The sequence below is a fragment of the Kitasatospora sp. NPDC041917 genome (genome assembly GCF_055589745.1).
On the sequence record NZ_JBVJBI010000017.1, the window covers coordinates 64,905 to 80,213 of the forward strand.

The following is a 15,309-nucleotide window of genomic DNA, read 5'->3' on the forward strand; positions in this document are numbered from 1 at the left end:
CTGCGTAACAAGTAGGAAATCCGATCAATTGCCGGTTCCGAGGCCCGCGGGCGCCCCGGGATCATCCGGTCGCACCCTCCTTGTCCGAAATCCGGACGCTCAAGGCCGAAAGCAGGGCATCGGACACAGGTGTCCGATTATCGGTGCTGCCAGCTGCAACCCTCATTTCTGGGCCTTACATCGCCCTACCAGCGCGTAAACGCCTGGCATCGCGGGGTCGATCGAGCCAGAACGACCACATCGTGAGACAAATGCTCCGTGTGCTCATAACAAGAGAATCACAGCCTGCTCCCAGCACTGCCCGAGCCGCCCAACGGCATCTAGAGTCACGGCCAGTCACCGCGCCATTCGATTGGGCCAGGCCCTCCGCGCACTCCGGCTCCCGCCATTCAGGCGCGGGCGCCTCCTGAACCGAAGGGGACCCTCGTGCGTCATCGTTCAGCAGTTGTCGTGAGCATTGCCGTGATCGGCGCCCTCAGCCTCAGCGCCTGCGGCTCCCGCGGAGAGAAGAAGGCCGACGGCGGCACCTCCAACTCCGGCTCCACCACCGTCGTCATCGGCGTCGACGCCCCGCTCACCGGCGACCTCTCCGCCCTCGGCCTCGGCATCCGCAACTCCGTCGACCTCGCGATCAAGAAGGCCAACGAGACCAACGAGGTCCCCGGCGTCAAGTTCGAGATCAAGGCCCTGGACGACACCGGCAAGCCCGCCCCCGGCCAGCAGAACGCCACCCAGCTCGTCGGCGACTCCAAGGTCCTCGGCGTCGTCGGCCCGCTCAACTCCAGCGTGGCCCAGTCGATGCAGCAGATCTTCGACGACGCCGGCCTGGCCGAGGTCTCCCCCGCCAACACCGGCGTCGCCCTCAGCCAGGGCGAGAAGTGGGCCAGCGGCGAGAAGAAGCGCCCGTTCACGTCCTACTTCCGCACCGCCACCACCGACGCCGTCCAGGGCCCCTTCGCCGCCCAGTTCCTCTACAACGACGCCAAGAAGACCAAGGTCTTCCTGATCGACGACCAGAAGACCTACGGCGCGGGCCTGGCCGGCACCTTCAAGGGCGAGTTCACCAAGCTCGGCGGCCAGCTCGTCGGCGAGGAGCACGTCAACCCCGACGACCGCGACTTCGCCGCCATCGTCACCAAGGTCAGGAGCTCCGGCGCCGAGGCCGTCTACTACGGCGGCGAGTACCCCGCGGCCGGCCCGCTCTCCCTCCAGCTCAAGGAGGCCGGCGTCAACATCCCGCTGATGGGCGGCGACGGCATCCAGAGCGGCGACTTCATCAAGCTCAACCCCAAGAGCCAGGGCGACTACGCCACCGCCGTCGGCCTGCCCGTCGAATCCCTCGACACCGCCAAGAAGTTCATCGCCGACTACAAGACCGCCGGCTACAAGGACGCCTACGAGACCTACGGCGGCTACTCCTACGACAGCGCCTGGGCCATCATCCAGGGCGTCAAGCAGGCCGTGAAGGACAACAACGGCAAGGTCCCCGACCGCAAGGCCGTCCGCGACGCCGTCCAGAAGGTCAGCTTCGACGGCGTGACCGGCAAGGTCTCCTTCGACGAGTTCGGCGACACCACCAACAAGCAGCTCACCGTCTACACCGTCAAGGACGGCAAGTGGGCCGTGGAGAAGTCCGGCACCTTCAAGGGCTGACGCCCAGTCACCACCAGCACCACCAGCGCCACTTCACCACCACCGCGCGCGGGGGCGCCACGAGTGCCCCCGCGCGCACCCACATCCACCACCCACGCGGACACCCCCGAACGCACTACGGAGGCCCAGCGGTGCACGACCTACCGCAGCAGCTGGCCAACGGCCTGATCCTCGGCGCCCTCTACGGACTCGTCGCGATCGGCTACACGATGGTCTACGGCATCGTCCAGCTCATCAACTTCGCCCACGGCGAGATCGTCATGGTCGGCGGCTTCGGCGCCCTGACCGCCTACCTCGCCCTCCCCGGCGGCACCACCCTGTGGCTGGCCCTGCCGCTCATGCTGATCGCCGGCATCCTGGTCTCCACCCTCACCGCCGTCGCCGCCGAACGCTTCGCCTACCGCCCCCTGCGCAACGCCCCCCGACTGGCCCCGCTGATCACCGCGATCGGGCTGTCCATCTTCCTCCAGCAACTCGTCTTCTCCTTCTACCCGGACGCCAAGAAGGCCCGGGTCTTCCCCAAGCTCCCCGGCGACCCGTTCAGCCTCGGCTCCGTCACCATCCAGCGCAGCGACCTCTTCCTGATCATCGCCGCCCCGCTGTGCATGCTCGCCCTCGGCTGGTTCGTCACCCGCACCCGCTCCGGACGCGCCATGCAGGCCACCAGCCAGGACCCGGACACCGCCAAGCTGATGGGCATCGACACCGACCGCATCATCGTCATGGCCTTCGCCATCGGCGCCGCGTTCGCCGCCGTCGCCGCCGTCGCCTACGGGCTGCGCAGCGGCCAGGTCGACTTCCGGATGGGCTTCATCCTCGGCCTCAAGGCCTTCACCGCCGCCGTCCTCGGCGGCATCGGCAACATCTACGGCGCCATGCTCGGCGGCCTCGCCCTCGGCCTCGCCGAAGCCCTCGCCACCGGGTACATCCAGCACCTGCCCGGCATGCACCTCTTCGGAGGCGGCGCCTGGAAGGACGTCTGGGCGTTCGTACTCCTCATCCTCGTGCTCCTGATCCGGCCCCAGGGCCTACTCGGCGAGCGCGTCGCGGACAGGGCGTGACCACCATGACCACCACCCGCACCGAAACCACCCCGGTCATCCCGCTGCCGGCCCGCGCCGCCGCCGCCGTCACCGCACTCGGCGCCCTCGCCACCGCCGCCTCCGCCGCCATGTCCTGGACCTGGACCTCCGACTTCCCCGGCGACCTCACGTACTACGGCTCCCCGGCCGGCCTCCAGTGGCTCGCCCTCGCCGCCGGGCTGCTCACCCTCGTCCTGCTGCTCGCCGCCCAGGGCGTCCCCGGACTGCGCTGGGCCGCCCCCACCCGCAGCAACAACGCCGTCCTGTTCGCCGCCACCGGCGCCCTCGCCGTCGCCGTCTACGCGGTCGCCGCCGTCTCCGCCGAACTCGGCGGCCTCGCCAACCTCGAACCCGGCGGCTGGGTGCTCGCCGCGGGCGGCCTGATCTCCGTCCTCGGCGCCCTCGCCCTGCCGCTCGACCGCCGCACCGCCGTCCCGCTGCGGATCCTCGACAAGCGTCTCTTCCTGCTCGTCCCGGTCGCCCCCGCCGCCTGGTTCGGCGCCCACGCCGTCCCCACGGACAAGCCGGTCGCCCCGGTCCTGACCGCCCTCGCCGGCGGCCTCGCCATCGCCGCCGGCGCCGTCCTGCTGCTCCAGCTCGGCCACCTCGCCAACAGCGCACTGCGGCTGGGCCGGATCGACCGCCCGCTGGCCGCAGCGCGGGCGCTCCCCTCCTGGGTCGAGGTGCTGCTGATCGTCCTCGCCTTCGGCACCGGACTGTTCGCGATCACCTTCGGCATCGACACCGAGTACGGCGAACTCTTCACCGGCTACCTGCTGTTCGTCGCCCTCGCCGTCCCCGCCCTGGCCAAGTCCGGCCTGCTCGCCCGGCTGCGCGCGCTGACCGTCAAGCACCGCCCGGTCACCACCGGCGCCGCCTTCGCCGCCGCCGCCGGCTTCCCGTTCACCCAGACCAGCGACCAGTACACCTCGGTCGCCACCAACATCCTGATCTTCGCCACCGTCGCCCTCGGCCTCAACATCGTCGTCGGCCTGGCCGGCCTGCTCGACCTCGGGTACGTCGCCTTCCTCGGCGTCGGCGCCTACGCCGCCGCCCTGGTCTCCGGCTCCCCCGCCTCGCCCATCCACGTCCAGTTCCCGTTCTGGGCCGCGATGCTCACCGGCGCCGTCGTCTCGATGATCTTCGGCGTCCTGATCGGCGCCCCCACCCTGCGGCTGCGCGGCGACTACCTCGCCATCGTCACCCTCGGGTTCGGCGAGATCTTCCGCATCACCATGCTCAACCTCAACGGCACCACCGGCCCCAAGGTCACCAACGGCTCCAACGGCATCCCGCGCATCCCCGACCTGGAGATCCTCGGCTTCGACCTCGGCAAGCCACACACCGTCCTCGGCGTCGAACTCGGCCGCTTCTCCAACTACTACCTGCTGATGCTGCTCGTCACCGCCGTCGTCGTGCTGGTCTTCGCCCGGGTCGGCGACTCCCGCATCGGCCGCGCCTGGGTCGCCATCCGCGAGGACGAGACCGCCGCCGAGGCCATGGGCATCAACGGCTTCCGGCTCAAGCTGCTCGCCTTCGCCCTCGGCGCCCTGCTGGCCGGCCTGGCCGGCACCGTCCAGGCCCACGTCAGCTACACCGTCACCCCCGACCAGTACACCTTCGCCGAAGCCCTCCCGCCGAACTCCGCCTTCCTGCTCGCCGCGGTCATCCTCGGCGGCATGGGCACCATCAGCGGCCCGCTGGCCGGCGCCACCCTGCTCTTCCTCATCCCCAAGAAGCTCGAATTCCTCGCCGACTACCAGCTCCTCGCCTTCGGCGCCGCCCTCATCGTCCTGATGCGGGTGCGTCCCGAAGGCCTCATCCCCAACCGGCGCCGGCAGCTGGAGTTCCACGAGGCCGCCCTCCCGGCCCAGGCCACCGGCGAGCCGACCGCACTCACCAAGGCAGGGGCGTGACCGACCCGATGACCACCACCGCCGCACCCCTGCTCGAAGTCACCGGCGTCACCATGCGCTTCGGCGGCCTCACCGCCGTCAACGACGTCTCCCTGACCGTCGGCGAAGGCGAGATCATCGGTCTCATCGGCCCCAACGGCGCCGGCAAGACCACCTTCTTCAACTGCCTCACCGGCCTGTACGTCCCCACCGAGGGCGCCGTCCGCTTCCGCGACACCCTGCTGCCGCCCAAGCCCCACCTGGTCACCCAGGCCGGCATCGCCCGCACCTTCCAGAACATCCGGCTGTTCGCCAACATGACCGTCCTGGAGAACGTCCTGGTCGGCCGGCACACCCGCACCAGGGAAGGCATCTTCTCCGCCATCCTGCGCGGCCCCGGCTACCACCGTGCCGAGGCCGAGAGCCGCGAGAAGGCCATGGAACTCCTGCAGTTCACCGGCCTCGCCGAGAAGGCCGACCACCTCGCCCGCAACCTCCCCTACGGCGAGCAGCGCAAGCTGGAGATCGCCCGCGCCCTCGCCTCCGAACCCGGCCTGCTGCTGCTCGACGAACCCACCGCCGGCATGAACCCCCAGGAGACCCGGGCCGCCGAGGAACTCGTCTTCGCGATCCGCGACAAGGGCGTCTCCGTCCTCGTCATCGAGCACGACATGCGCTTCATCTTCAACCTCTGCGACCGCACCGCGGTACTCGTCCAGGGCCAGAAGATCGTCGAGGGCGACCGCGAGACCGTCCAGAACGACGAACGCGTCATCACCGCCTACCTGGGCGCCCCGCTCGAAGGCACCACCCCGGCTGTTCCGGAGAACGTTACGGAGACCGACCAGTGACCGCACTCCTCGAGGTCGAGGACCTCCGCGTCGCCTACGGCAAGATCGAGGCCGTCAAGGGCATCGGCTTCACCGTCGAACAGGGCGAGGTCACCACCCTCATCGGCACCAACGGCGCGGGCAAGACCACCACCCTGCGCACCCTGTCCGGCCTGCTCAAGCCCACCGCCGGACGGATCACCTTCGACGGCCAGGACCTCTCGACCGTCCCCGCGCACAAGATCGTCGCCCTCGGCCTCGCCCACTCCCCCGAGGGACGGCACATCTTCCCCCGGATGACCATCGAGGAGAACCTCCTCCTCGGCGCCTTCCTGCGCACCGACGCCGCCGGCATCACCGCCGACGTCGAACGGGCCTACGGCCTGTTCCCGATCCTCGGCGAACGCCGGCGCCAGGCCGCCGGCACGCTCTCCGGCGGCGAACAGCAGATGCTCGCGATGGGACGGGCGCTGATGTCCCGGCCCAAGCTGCTGATGCTGGACGAACCCTCGATGGGGCTCTCGCCGCTGATGATGCAGAAGATCATGTCCACCATCGTGGAGCTGAAGTCCTCCGGCACGACCATCCTCCTGGTCGAGCAGAACGCCCAGGCGGCGCTCTCGCTCTCCGACCGGGGGTACGTCATGGAGACCGGCCGCATCGTCCTATCCGGGACCGGGCCCGACCTCCTGCACGACGAGTCCGTCCGCAAGGCCTACCTCGGCGAGGACTGAGCCCGTACACACGTCGAAGGGCCCGGCAGAAACGGTCTGCCGGGCCCTTTCCGTACCTGTTACTCGCCCTTGGCCTCGTCCGCCTTCTTGCGGTCCTGGGCCTCGCCCTCCTCGATGACCGCCTCGGCCACCGCGGCCATCGTCATCCGGCGGTCCATCGAGGTCTTCTGGATCCACCGGAAGGCGGCCGGCTCGTTCAGCCCGAACTTGGTCTGCAGCACGCCCTTCGCCCGGTCCACCAGCTTCCGGGTCTCCAGCCGCTGGCTGAGGTCCCCGATCTCCTTCTCCAGCGCCCGCATCTCGGCGTACCGGGAGACCGCCATCTCGATCGCCGGCACCAGGTCCGACTTCGAGAACGGCTTGACGATGTACGCCATCGCCCCGGCGTCCCGCGCCCGGTCCACCAGCTCCCGCTGCGAGAACGCCGTCAGCATCAGGACCGGCGCCAGGTGCTTGTCGTGGATCTGCTCGGCCGCGGAGAGCCCGTCCAGCACCGGCATCTTCACGTCGAAGATCGCCAGGTCCGGCTTCAGCTCCTCCACCAGCCGCACCGCCGTCTCCCCGTCACCGGCCTCACCGACGACGGTGTACCCCTCCTCCTCGAGCATCTCCTTGAGGTCGAGGCGGATCAGCGCCTCGTCCTCGGCGATCACAATCCGGGTGATCTGGGGCGTATCGGTCTCAAGCGGCTGCGCCTGCTCGTCGGCGGTGCTCACGGGGCTCCTAGTTCCGGCGGGGTACTGCATGCACGAGGGTACCTAGCTGCGCCCGACAGCGCTCACAGGGTATCCTTCACGGGCGCGAACCAGCCGGGTTGGTGGAAGGGCAGACACGATCGCCTCAAAAGCGATTGCCTGAAAGGGCGTGTGGGTTCGAATCCCACACTCGGCACCAGATTTTCCTTATATTCCCAGGCCTCGGGGATTTCACTCTATCCAGTGGACTGCTTCCAAAGCATCCGCCATCCGGCCTGTCACACCCCACTCTGGCGCACATGACCACTCTCTCTGTGCGCGAACAAGCCGTCCACCTCCTCCGCCGAGGCCTCAGCAACGCCGAGGTGGCCCGCCGACTCCACGTTCCGCAGGGCACGGTCTCCTGGTGGAAGCATCGAGACCTCGCCATACGAGACGAGCTTCCCGGCCGTAAGCGCTCGACGTGCATCCACTGCTACGGCGACGAACTGGACCGCCCCGCCTACTCCTGCCTACTGGGCTTGTACCTCGGCGACGGCCACATCCTGCTGCCCAACGAATACCGCAGGACTCAGAGCCTCCAGATAACCTGCGACGACACCTGGCCGGCCATCATGGATTCCGTCGAACAGGCCATGCGCCAGGTCCTCCCCAACAACAAGCCCTGCCGGGTGCGGCGCACCGGGTGCCACGACGTCAAGATCTATTCGAACCACCTCACCTGCCTCTTCCCCCAGCACGGCCCCGGCAAGAAGCACGAACGCACCATAACCCTGGAAACGTGGCAGCAGGCGATCGTGGACGCCCACCCGTGGGAGTTCCTGCGGGGCCTGATCCACTCCGACGGCTGCCGCATCACCAACTGGACGACCCGCACGGTCGGTGGCGTCACAAAGCGCTACGAGTACCCCCGGTACTTCTTCACCAACACGTCGACCGACATCATCGGCCTCTTCACCGCCACCCTCGACGCCGTCGGCGTCCAGTGGAAGGCCTCGATCCCCCGCCCCACCGGCCAGGTCAACATCTCCGTCGCCCGCAAGGACTCCGTCGCCCTCATGGACGCCCACATCGGCCCCAAGCACTGACAGCGGCGCGGCCCCGGGAGGGCCGCGCCGCCGGGCAGTCGCTCAGGCGTCCAGCGTCCCCACGTGGTGGACGCGGACGAGGTTGGTGGAGCCGGCCAGGCCGGGAGGCGAACCCGCCGTGATGACGACGATGTCGCCCTTCTGGCAGCGGCCGAGCGACAGGAGTGCCGCGTCGACCTGTTCGACCATCTGGTCGGTGGTCGGGGCGAACGGGCCGAGGAAGGTCTCCACGCCCCAGGTGAGGGCGAGTTGGCTGCGTACGGCCGGTTCGTAGGTGAAGGCGAGCACCGGGATGGGCGAGCGGTAGCGGGTGAGCCGGCGGGCGGTGTCGCCGGACTGGGTGAAGGCGATCAGGTACTTGGCGTGCAGGAAGTCGCCGATCTCGGCGGCCGCGCGGGCGACGGCGCCGCCCTGGGTCCGCGGCTTGCTGCCGGTGGTGAGCGGCGGGAGGCCCGCGGCCAGGATGTCGTTCTCGGCGGCCTCGACGATCCGGGCCATGGTCTTGACGGTCTCGACCGGATACTTGCCGACCGAGGTCTCCCCGGAGAGCATCACCGCGTCCGTCCCGTCCAGGACGGCGTTGGCGACGTCGGAGGCCTCGGCGCGGGTCGGCCGGGAGGTGTTGATCATCGAGTCGAGCATCTGGGTCGCGACGATGACCGGCTTGGCGTTGCGGCGGGCGAGCTTGATGGCGCGCTTCTGGACCAGCGGGACCTGTTCGAGGGGCATCTCCACGCCCAGGTCGCCGCGGGCCACCATGATCCCGTCGAAGGCGTCGACGACGGACTCCAGGTTCTCCACCGCCTGCGGCTTCTCGATCTTGGCGATGACCGGGACCCGGCGTCCCTCCTCCGCCATGATCCGGTGGACGTCCTCGACGTCCCGCCCGCTGCGGACGAAGGAGAGCGCGATGAGGTCGGCCCCGGTGCGCAGCGCCCACCGCAGGTCGGCGACGTCCTTGTCGCTGAGTGCGGGGACGGAGACGGCGACGCCGGGGAGGTTGAGGCCCTTGTGGTCGGAGACCAGGCCGCCTTCGATGACCAGGCAGCGCACGTGCGGCCCGTCGACGGCGACGACCTCCAGGGTGACCCGGCCGTCGTCGACCAGGATGCGCTCGCCGCGGCTGACGTCCCCGGCGAGCCCGGAGTAGGTGGTTCCGCAGCGGTCCTTGTCCCCCACGACGCCGTTGTCGGTGGAGATGGTGAACTCGTCGCCGCGTTCGAGAAGTACGGGTCCGTGGGCGAAGGTGTCGAGCCGGATCTTCGGGCCTTGAAGGTCGACGAGGATGCCGACGCTGCGGCCGGTCTCGTCGGCGGCCTTGCGGACGCGGCGGTAGCGTTCCTCGTGCTCGGTGTGCGAGCCGTGACTGAGGTTCAGTCGGGCGATGTCCATCCCGGCGTCGACCAGGGACTTGATCTGGTCGTACGAGTCGGTGGCGGGCCCGAGGGTACAGACGATTTTTGCTCGGCGCATAGTGCTGAGACTAGGCATTACCGGCGCGTAACCACGACGCGGGTCCGGACTGCGGGATGACCTTTGCGGTAAGGCGAGTTGAACAATCTGACACATCCTCGGACCGCTGTGCGAGCGCCCCGCTCCACGTCGCTGCCGCGCGCCGCCCGTACGCCTCCCGCGCCGCCCGCGCCGCCTGCCGATGCGATTCCGTGAAGGGGTGTTCACCTCTGGTTCACCGCCGCTTCCGCCGCCGCTCCCCGCCCGGCGGGACGCTCGTCACCCCCGGGTGGATGCCGGGGCGCCCCGGGTCACCACCCGGACGAAGGAGCGGACGAGGGGGAGGCGTTCGGCATGCGACGCGCACTGGGGGTGGTTGCGGCCCTGGCCCTGCTGGGCGGGGTCGCCTTCGCGCTGATCCCCGACGACCCGAAGAAGGACACCGCCAGGACGGTCACCGTCACCGGCCTGATCGGCTCGGAGAAGCGCGCCTTCTTCGAGAACGACGATGTCAAGGCCGAGTTGGCGAAGCAGGGCCTGGTGGTCCGGACGGACTCCACCGGCTCCTGGACGATGAGCGACCAGGCGGGCAGGACGCCGGGGCTGGACTTCGCCTTCCCGGCGAGCTCGGCACCGGCACGGGAGATCCAGCGCATCTGGAAGCTGCAGGACTCCCCGATGGTCCCGTTCTACTCGCCGCTGGTGATCGTGGCGCACGAGCCGGTGGCCAGGGTCCTGAAGGAGAACAAGCTGGCCGACCTGGACGCCGTCACCGGCGTCTGGACGTTCCGGATGGACGAGTACGTCAACGCGCTGAAGGGCAACCGCAGATGGGAGGAGCTGACCGGCGCGGGCGCCCATCCCGAGCTGTCCGGTCAGCTCTTCGTGACCACCACCGACCCGGAGAGCTCGTCCTCGGGCGCGATGTACCTCGCGCTGCTCTCCTACATCGCCAACAACCACCAGGTGGTGTCGGACGACGCCGGCGTCGCCACCGTCAAGGACGTCCTGTACAAGGCGAACGCGCTGCAGGGCATCCAGAAGAGCAGCAGCGACGAGCCGTTCCGGGACTTCGGCGCGGGGATCGGCAGCCCGCTGATCTTCGCGTACGAGTCGCAGGCCGCCGCCCTGTCGCTGCAGGGCAAGCCCACCGGGGACATGGTGGTGCTGTACCCGGACACCACGGTCTACTCGGACCACACCGTCGTGGCCCACACCGACAACGGCCGCAAGCTCGCCGACGCCCTCCAGAACGACGAGGTGCTCCGCGGTCTGGAGGCCGGGTTCGGGCTCCGGCCGCAGGCCGAACCGGAGGCCTTCGCGAACCTGATGCGGGAGAAGAAGCCGACTTTCGCACCCGATCTGACCGCGGCCAAGGTCAAGCAGGCGACCCTGCCCTCGCTGGACAACCTGCTCAAGCTGACCACCGCGGCGAAGGGGACCAAGTGACCATCCCGATGAAGCGCCGCGGCTGGCTCACGGCCGCGCTGGCCGCCGTGCTGGCCGCGGCCACCGCCTGCACCTCCTCCGGTGGCGGCGACAACGCCGCCCCGAAGCCCACCGATCCGCCCGCCGAGACCGCCCGCCCCGGCGTGCTGCGCGTCCTGGCGGGCAGTGAACTCCAGGACCTGGCACCGGTCCTGGAGGATGCCCGGAAGGCCACCGGGGTGACCGTGCAGTTCTCCTGGACGGGCACCCTGGACGGCGCCGACGCCGTCTCCTCGGGCCGGGCCGACGGCAAGTACGACGCCGTGTGGTTCCCGTCGAACCAGTACCTGCGGCTCGATCCGGCCGGCAAGTCCAAGGTGGTCTCCGAGACCCCGGTGATGGTGTCGCCGGTGGCGATCGGGGTGCGTTCCTCGGCGCTCGGCGAACTCGGCTGGGGCGACGGTTCCAAGGTCACCTGGGCGCAGGTCGGCGCGGCGGCGGCGGCCGGAAAGCTACCGTACGGGATGGCCGACCCGTCCCGCTCCAACTCGGGCTTCTCCACCCTCGTCGCGGTGGCCTCGGCCTTCTCCGGCGCGGGCGCGGCGCTGACCGACGCGGACGTGCAGAAGGCGGGTCCGCAGCTGAAGGAGTTCTTCAAGGGCCAGAAGCTGACCTCGGGCTCCTCCGGCTGGCTGGCACAGGCGTACGCCCGGGCCGAGTCGGGCACGGTGAGCGCGCTGGTGAACTACGAGTCGGTGCTGCTGTCGCTGAACAGGACGCTGCCGCCGCAGCAGCAGCTGACGGTGGTGCGGCCGGCGGACGGCGTGGTGTCGGCGGACTACCCGCTCTCGCTGATGTCCTCCGCCGCGCAGGAGCAGCGCGACTCCTTCCAGCGGCTGTCCGCGTACCTGCTCAAGGAGGACGTGCAGAAACGGATCTCCGAGACGACGCTGCGCCGACCGGTGACGGCGGGCGCGGCCCCGGCCGCCGGGCTGCCCGCGGACCGCCGCCGGGAGCTGCCGTTCCCGGGCACCCGGGCGGTCGCGGACGGCCTGCTGGCCTCGTACCAGAACGAGCTGCGCCGCCCGTCCAGGACGGTGTACGTGCTGGACACCTCGGGCTCGATGGAGGGCCCGCGGATCGCCGCGCTGAAGAGCGCGCTGGGCCGGCTGACCGGGGCGGACGACACCCGCGGGACGCGCCGTTTCCGGGACCGCGAGGAGATCACGCTGCTCTCCTTCGCCTCCGCGGTGAAGTGGACCAAGACCCACGTGGTGCCGGCCACCGGCAGCCGGCCGGGCCCGGAGACGGAGCTGGCGTCGATCGACGCGGACGTGCAGTCGCTGGCCGCCTCGGGCGGGACGGCGGTGTACTCCTCGCTGGAGGAGGCGTACCGGGTGATCGAGCGTCAGCAGGCGGCGGCCGGCGACGACCGGTTCACCTCGATCGTGCTGATGACGGACGGGGAGAGCAACGCCGGTGCGACGGACGGCGACTTCAAGCGCTTCCACGACGCGCTGCCGGCCGGGGAGAAGTCGATCCCGGTGTTCCCGATCAAGTTCGGGGAGGCGGCGGTGGGCCAGCTCCAGGGGATCGCGGACCTGAGCGGCGGCAAGCTGTTCGACGGTACGGGCTCGCTGGACGGGGTGTTCGAGGAGATCCGTGGCTACCAGTGACGGGTTCGGCCCCCGGGTGCTGCGCTACCTGGAGTCGGCCCGGAACCTGGTCGGCTGTGCCGGCGGCGCGGTCGGTCTGGGGCTGCACTTCGCCGGACTGGGCGGGGTCTGGTGGCCGGGGGTCGTGGTCGGGCTGTACGGGGTGGGCGCGCTGCTGACGCCCGCCCCGAGGCCCCGCGAGGGGGCCGGGATCGGACCGGGGACCGGGGCGGGCACGGGGATCGACACCGGAACGGGGACGGGGACGGGGGCGAGAGCAGGGACGGCCCTCGGCGAGACCGAGGCCTCCGGGGCACACGTCCTGGACGTGGCACACGTCCTGGAGGGGGCGCAGGTACTGGAGGGGGCGCCCGTGCCCGATCCGGAGCTGGTGGCGCTGGCCGCCTACCTGGACAGCGTGCCGCTGCCGCCCTCCGCCGGGGTGGACGGCCTGCTGGCGGCGCTGCGGGCGGCCGGCCGGGGCCCGGTGGCGGAGCGGATCGTCCGGCACCGGCTGCCGGTCGCGGTGGCCGGTTACCTGCGGGCGCGGACCTGGCAGCCGTGGGCGGGGCCGGACGATCCGGACCCGGCGCTCCGACTGGGCCACGAGGTCGACCGGCTCATGGGCGAATTGTCCTGACCCCGCCGTCCTGACCCGCCGTCCGCCGTCCTGACCCGCCGCCTGCCGCCCGCCATCCGCCATCCGCCATCCGCCGGCCCTACCACCCCGGACCTCCCCCGTTCCCGTCACGAACGAGTCGCCAAGATCTCACCTCTTGGACAGGTCCGGGGGCTATCCACCACCCCGGGCCGCACGGCACACTTCTACGCGCGTCCTTCTACGCGCGTCGACGCGTACACGCGCACTTGCCAACGAATGCCAGTTGACGGTCCATCCGCCGTCGTTCCCCACTCGGGAGAGTCGTCCATGCCCCTGAACCGCCGTGACTTCGTCACCCGGTCCGCCGCCACCGCCGCCGGCGCCGCCCTGGCCGGTGGCGCCACCCTGGCCGCCGCCCCCTCCGCCGCGGCCGCCCAGCCGGACACGGCGGCCGCCAAGGGCCAGCAGCGCCAGCCGAACAAGCAGGCCTTCACCGTCATGGGCACCACCGATCTGCACGGCCGGGTGCTCAACTGGGACTACTTCACCGACGCCGAGTACAGCGACAAGGCCCACAACGCGGTCGGCCTCGCCAAGATCTCCACGCTGGCCAACCAGGTGCGCGAGGAGAAGGGCTGGAACCGCTGCCTGCTGATCGACTCGGGCGACACCATCCAGGGCACCCAGCTGTCCTACTACTACGCCCGGATCGAGTCGATCGACACCGAGGCCGACACCGTGCCGGACCACCCGATGGCCGTCGCCATGAACCTCATGGAGTACGACGCCGCCGCGCTCGGCAACCACGAGTTCAACTACGGCATCCCGCTCCTGAAGGCCTACCAGGACCAGCTGGAGTTCCCGCTGCTCGGCGCCAACGCGCTGAACGCGAAGAACGAGAAGCCGGCCTTCAAGCCGTACGTGATCAAGGAGCTGCGGCTGGGCGGCGGCCGCCCGGTGAAGGTCGGCATCCTCGGCCTCACCAACCCGGGCATCGCGATCTGGGACAAGGCCAACGTCAGCGGCAAGATGGTCTTCCCGGGCATCGTCGAGACCGCCGCCGCCTGGGTGCCGAAGATGAAGGCGGCCGGCGCGGACGTCATCGTGGTCTCCTCGCACTCCGGCTGCGACGAGGCGACCACCTGGGGCGACCAGCTGCCCTGGGCCGAGAACGCCTCGGTGGCCCTGGCGGAGACCGTCCCCGACATCGACGCGGTGCTGGTGGGCCACGCCCACAAGGAGATCGCGCAGCGCCTGGTCGTCAACAAGAAGACCGGCCGGACGGTCGTGCTCTCCGAGCCGCTCTGCTACGGCCAGCGGCTGACCTGCTTCGACTTCGAGGTCGAGTTCGCGGCCGGCGCCTGGAAGGTCTCCTCGGTCTCCGCGCGACTGCTGAACTCCAACACCGTGCCGGAGAACCCGGAGATCACCGACGCGATCGCCGGGCAGCACAAGAAGGTCGTCGCGTACGTCAACCAGAACATCGGCACCAGCAAGATCGAGCTGTCGATCGCCGACGCCCGTTTCAAGGCCACCCCGATCATCGACCTGATCGGCAAGGTCCAGGCCGACGCCGTCAAGGCCGCGCTGGCGGGCGGGCAGTACGCCAAGCTCCCGGTGCTGGCCCAGGCCGCCCCGTTCAACCGCACCGCGCTGATCCCGTCCGGCCAGGTCAAGCTGCGCGACGCCGCGGGCCTCTACATCTACGAGAACACCCTGGAGGCCCGCGTCCTGACGGGCGCCCAGCTCAAGGACTACCTGGAGTACTCGGTCAAGTACTACAACCAGCTCGCCCCGGGCGCCCCGGTCGACAAGGAGGCCCTGACCGGCGCCGAGGCCACCCCGGACTACAACTACGACTCGGTCTACGGCCTGAGCTACGACATCGACATCGCCCAGCCGAAGGGCTCGCGGATCGTCAACCTGTCCTTCCAGGGCAAGCCGATCGACCCGGCCGCCGAGTTCGTCCTCGCCGTCAACAACTACCGGGCCAACGGCGGCGGCAACTTCCCGCACGTCGCCAAGGCCAAGATGGTCTGGTCGAACTCCGACGAGATCCGCAACACCATGATCGCCTGGGTGAAGGCCAAGGGCACCATCGACCCCGCCGAGTTCTTCACCGACTCCTGGCGCCTCGTCCGTGCCGGCCAGCCGGTCTTCTGACCGACGCCCCCGCCGAAAGGCCGTCGCCCCGCC

Annotated in this window: 12 protein-coding genes and 1 tRNA gene; 11 read left to right on the plus strand and 2 right to left on the minus strand. The window is 70.0% G+C overall.

The window, feature by feature from the left end:
- Positions 1 to 426: 426 nt before the first annotated feature.
- The 5 genes from ACZ6EM_RS21630 (at position 427) to ACZ6EM_RS21650 (ending at position 6,194) form a co-directional block, all read left to right on the plus strand.
- Positions 427 to 1,653, plus strand: a complete 1,227-nt coding sequence (locus tag ACZ6EM_RS21630; protein ID WP_465773029.1) for a branched-chain amino acid ABC transporter substrate-binding protein — start codon at positions 427 to 429, stop codon at positions 1,651 to 1,653.
- Positions 1,654 to 1,784: 131 nt separating this feature from the next.
- Positions 1,785 to 2,714 (plus strand): branched-chain amino acid ABC transporter permease, encoded by a 930-nt coding sequence (locus ACZ6EM_RS21635; protein ID WP_359819021.1) that lies wholly within the window; start codon positions 1,785 to 1,787, stop codon positions 2,712 to 2,714.
- Between the two features lie 5 nt (positions 2,715 to 2,719).
- Positions 2,720 to 4,651 carry a branched-chain amino acid ABC transporter permease gene (locus ACZ6EM_RS21640; RefSeq protein ID WP_401048623.1) on the plus strand — a complete coding sequence of 644 codons (1,932 nt, stop codon included), beginning with the start codon at positions 2,720 to 2,722 and terminating at the stop codon, positions 4,649 to 4,651.
- Between the two features lie 8 nt (positions 4,652 to 4,659).
- On the plus strand, positions 4,660 to 5,481 hold the full coding sequence (locus tag ACZ6EM_RS21645) for an ABC transporter ATP-binding protein (RefSeq protein WP_380546903.1): 822 nt from the start codon (positions 4,660 to 4,662) through the stop codon (positions 5,479 to 5,481).
- On the plus strand, positions 5,478 to 6,194 hold the full coding sequence (locus ACZ6EM_RS21650; protein ID WP_359914214.1) for an ABC transporter ATP-binding protein: 717 nt from the start codon (positions 5,478 to 5,480) through the stop codon (positions 6,192 to 6,194). Before ACZ6EM_RS21645 ends, ACZ6EM_RS21650 begins: the two co-directional genes overlap by 4 nt.
- Positions 6,195 to 6,253: 59 nt before the next feature.
- Here the strand turns inward: ACZ6EM_RS21650 and ACZ6EM_RS21655 are convergent, their stop codons facing one another.
- A complete protein-coding gene (locus tag ACZ6EM_RS21655; RefSeq protein WP_401048619.1) occupies positions 6,254 to 6,940 on the minus strand; it encodes an ANTAR domain-containing response regulator in 687 nt (228 codons plus the stop codon).
- A gap of 62 nt (positions 6,941 to 7,002) precedes the next feature.
- Here ACZ6EM_RS21655 and ACZ6EM_RS21660 point away from each other — a divergent pair.
- Together ACZ6EM_RS21660 and ACZ6EM_RS21665 are read left to right on the plus strand one after the other, a co-directional pair.
- A tRNA-Leu gene (locus tag ACZ6EM_RS21660) sits at positions 7,003 to 7,088 on the plus strand.
- Positions 7,089 to 7,188: 100 nt separating this feature from the next.
- Positions 7,189 to 7,977, plus strand: a complete 789-nt coding sequence (locus ACZ6EM_RS21665; RefSeq protein ID WP_465773030.1) for a helix-turn-helix domain-containing protein — start codon at positions 7,189 to 7,191, stop codon at positions 7,975 to 7,977.
- Positions 7,978 to 8,019: 42 nt separating this feature from the next.
- On the opposite strand, the gene pyk is transcribed toward ACZ6EM_RS21665, so the two are convergent.
- Positions 8,020 to 9,450: a pyruvate kinase gene (gene pyk, locus ACZ6EM_RS21670; RefSeq protein WP_380632655.1), complete on the minus strand. Its 1,431-nt coding sequence runs from the start codon at positions 9,448 to 9,450 to the stop codon at positions 8,020 to 8,022.
- Positions 9,451 to 9,783: 333 nt separating this feature from the next.
- Here pyk and ACZ6EM_RS21675 point away from each other — a divergent pair, with 333 nt between their 5' ends.
- From ACZ6EM_RS21675 to ACZ6EM_RS21690, 4 genes are all read left to right on the plus strand, one after another.
- Positions 9,784 to 10,878, plus strand: a complete 1,095-nt coding sequence (locus tag ACZ6EM_RS21675) for a hypothetical protein (RefSeq protein WP_465773031.1) — start codon at positions 9,784 to 9,786, stop codon at positions 10,876 to 10,878.
- On the plus strand, positions 10,875 to 12,533 hold the full coding sequence (locus ACZ6EM_RS21680) for a vWA domain-containing protein (RefSeq protein WP_465773032.1): 1,659 nt from the start codon (positions 10,875 to 10,877) through the stop codon (positions 12,531 to 12,533). The genes ACZ6EM_RS21675 and ACZ6EM_RS21680 overlap by 4 nt, the downstream gene beginning before the upstream one ends.
- A complete protein-coding gene (locus ACZ6EM_RS21685; RefSeq protein ID WP_465773033.1) occupies positions 12,520 to 13,152 on the plus strand; it encodes a hypothetical protein in 633 nt (210 codons plus the stop codon). Before ACZ6EM_RS21680 ends, ACZ6EM_RS21685 begins: the two co-directional genes overlap by 14 nt.
- 288 nt (positions 13,153 to 13,440) lie before the next feature.
- Positions 13,441 to 15,276 (plus strand): bifunctional metallophosphatase/5'-nucleotidase, encoded by a 1,836-nt coding sequence (locus ACZ6EM_RS21690; protein WP_401045315.1) that lies wholly within the window; start codon positions 13,441 to 13,443, stop codon positions 15,274 to 15,276.
- The last annotated feature ends 33 nt before the right edge of the window (positions 15,277 to 15,309 follow it).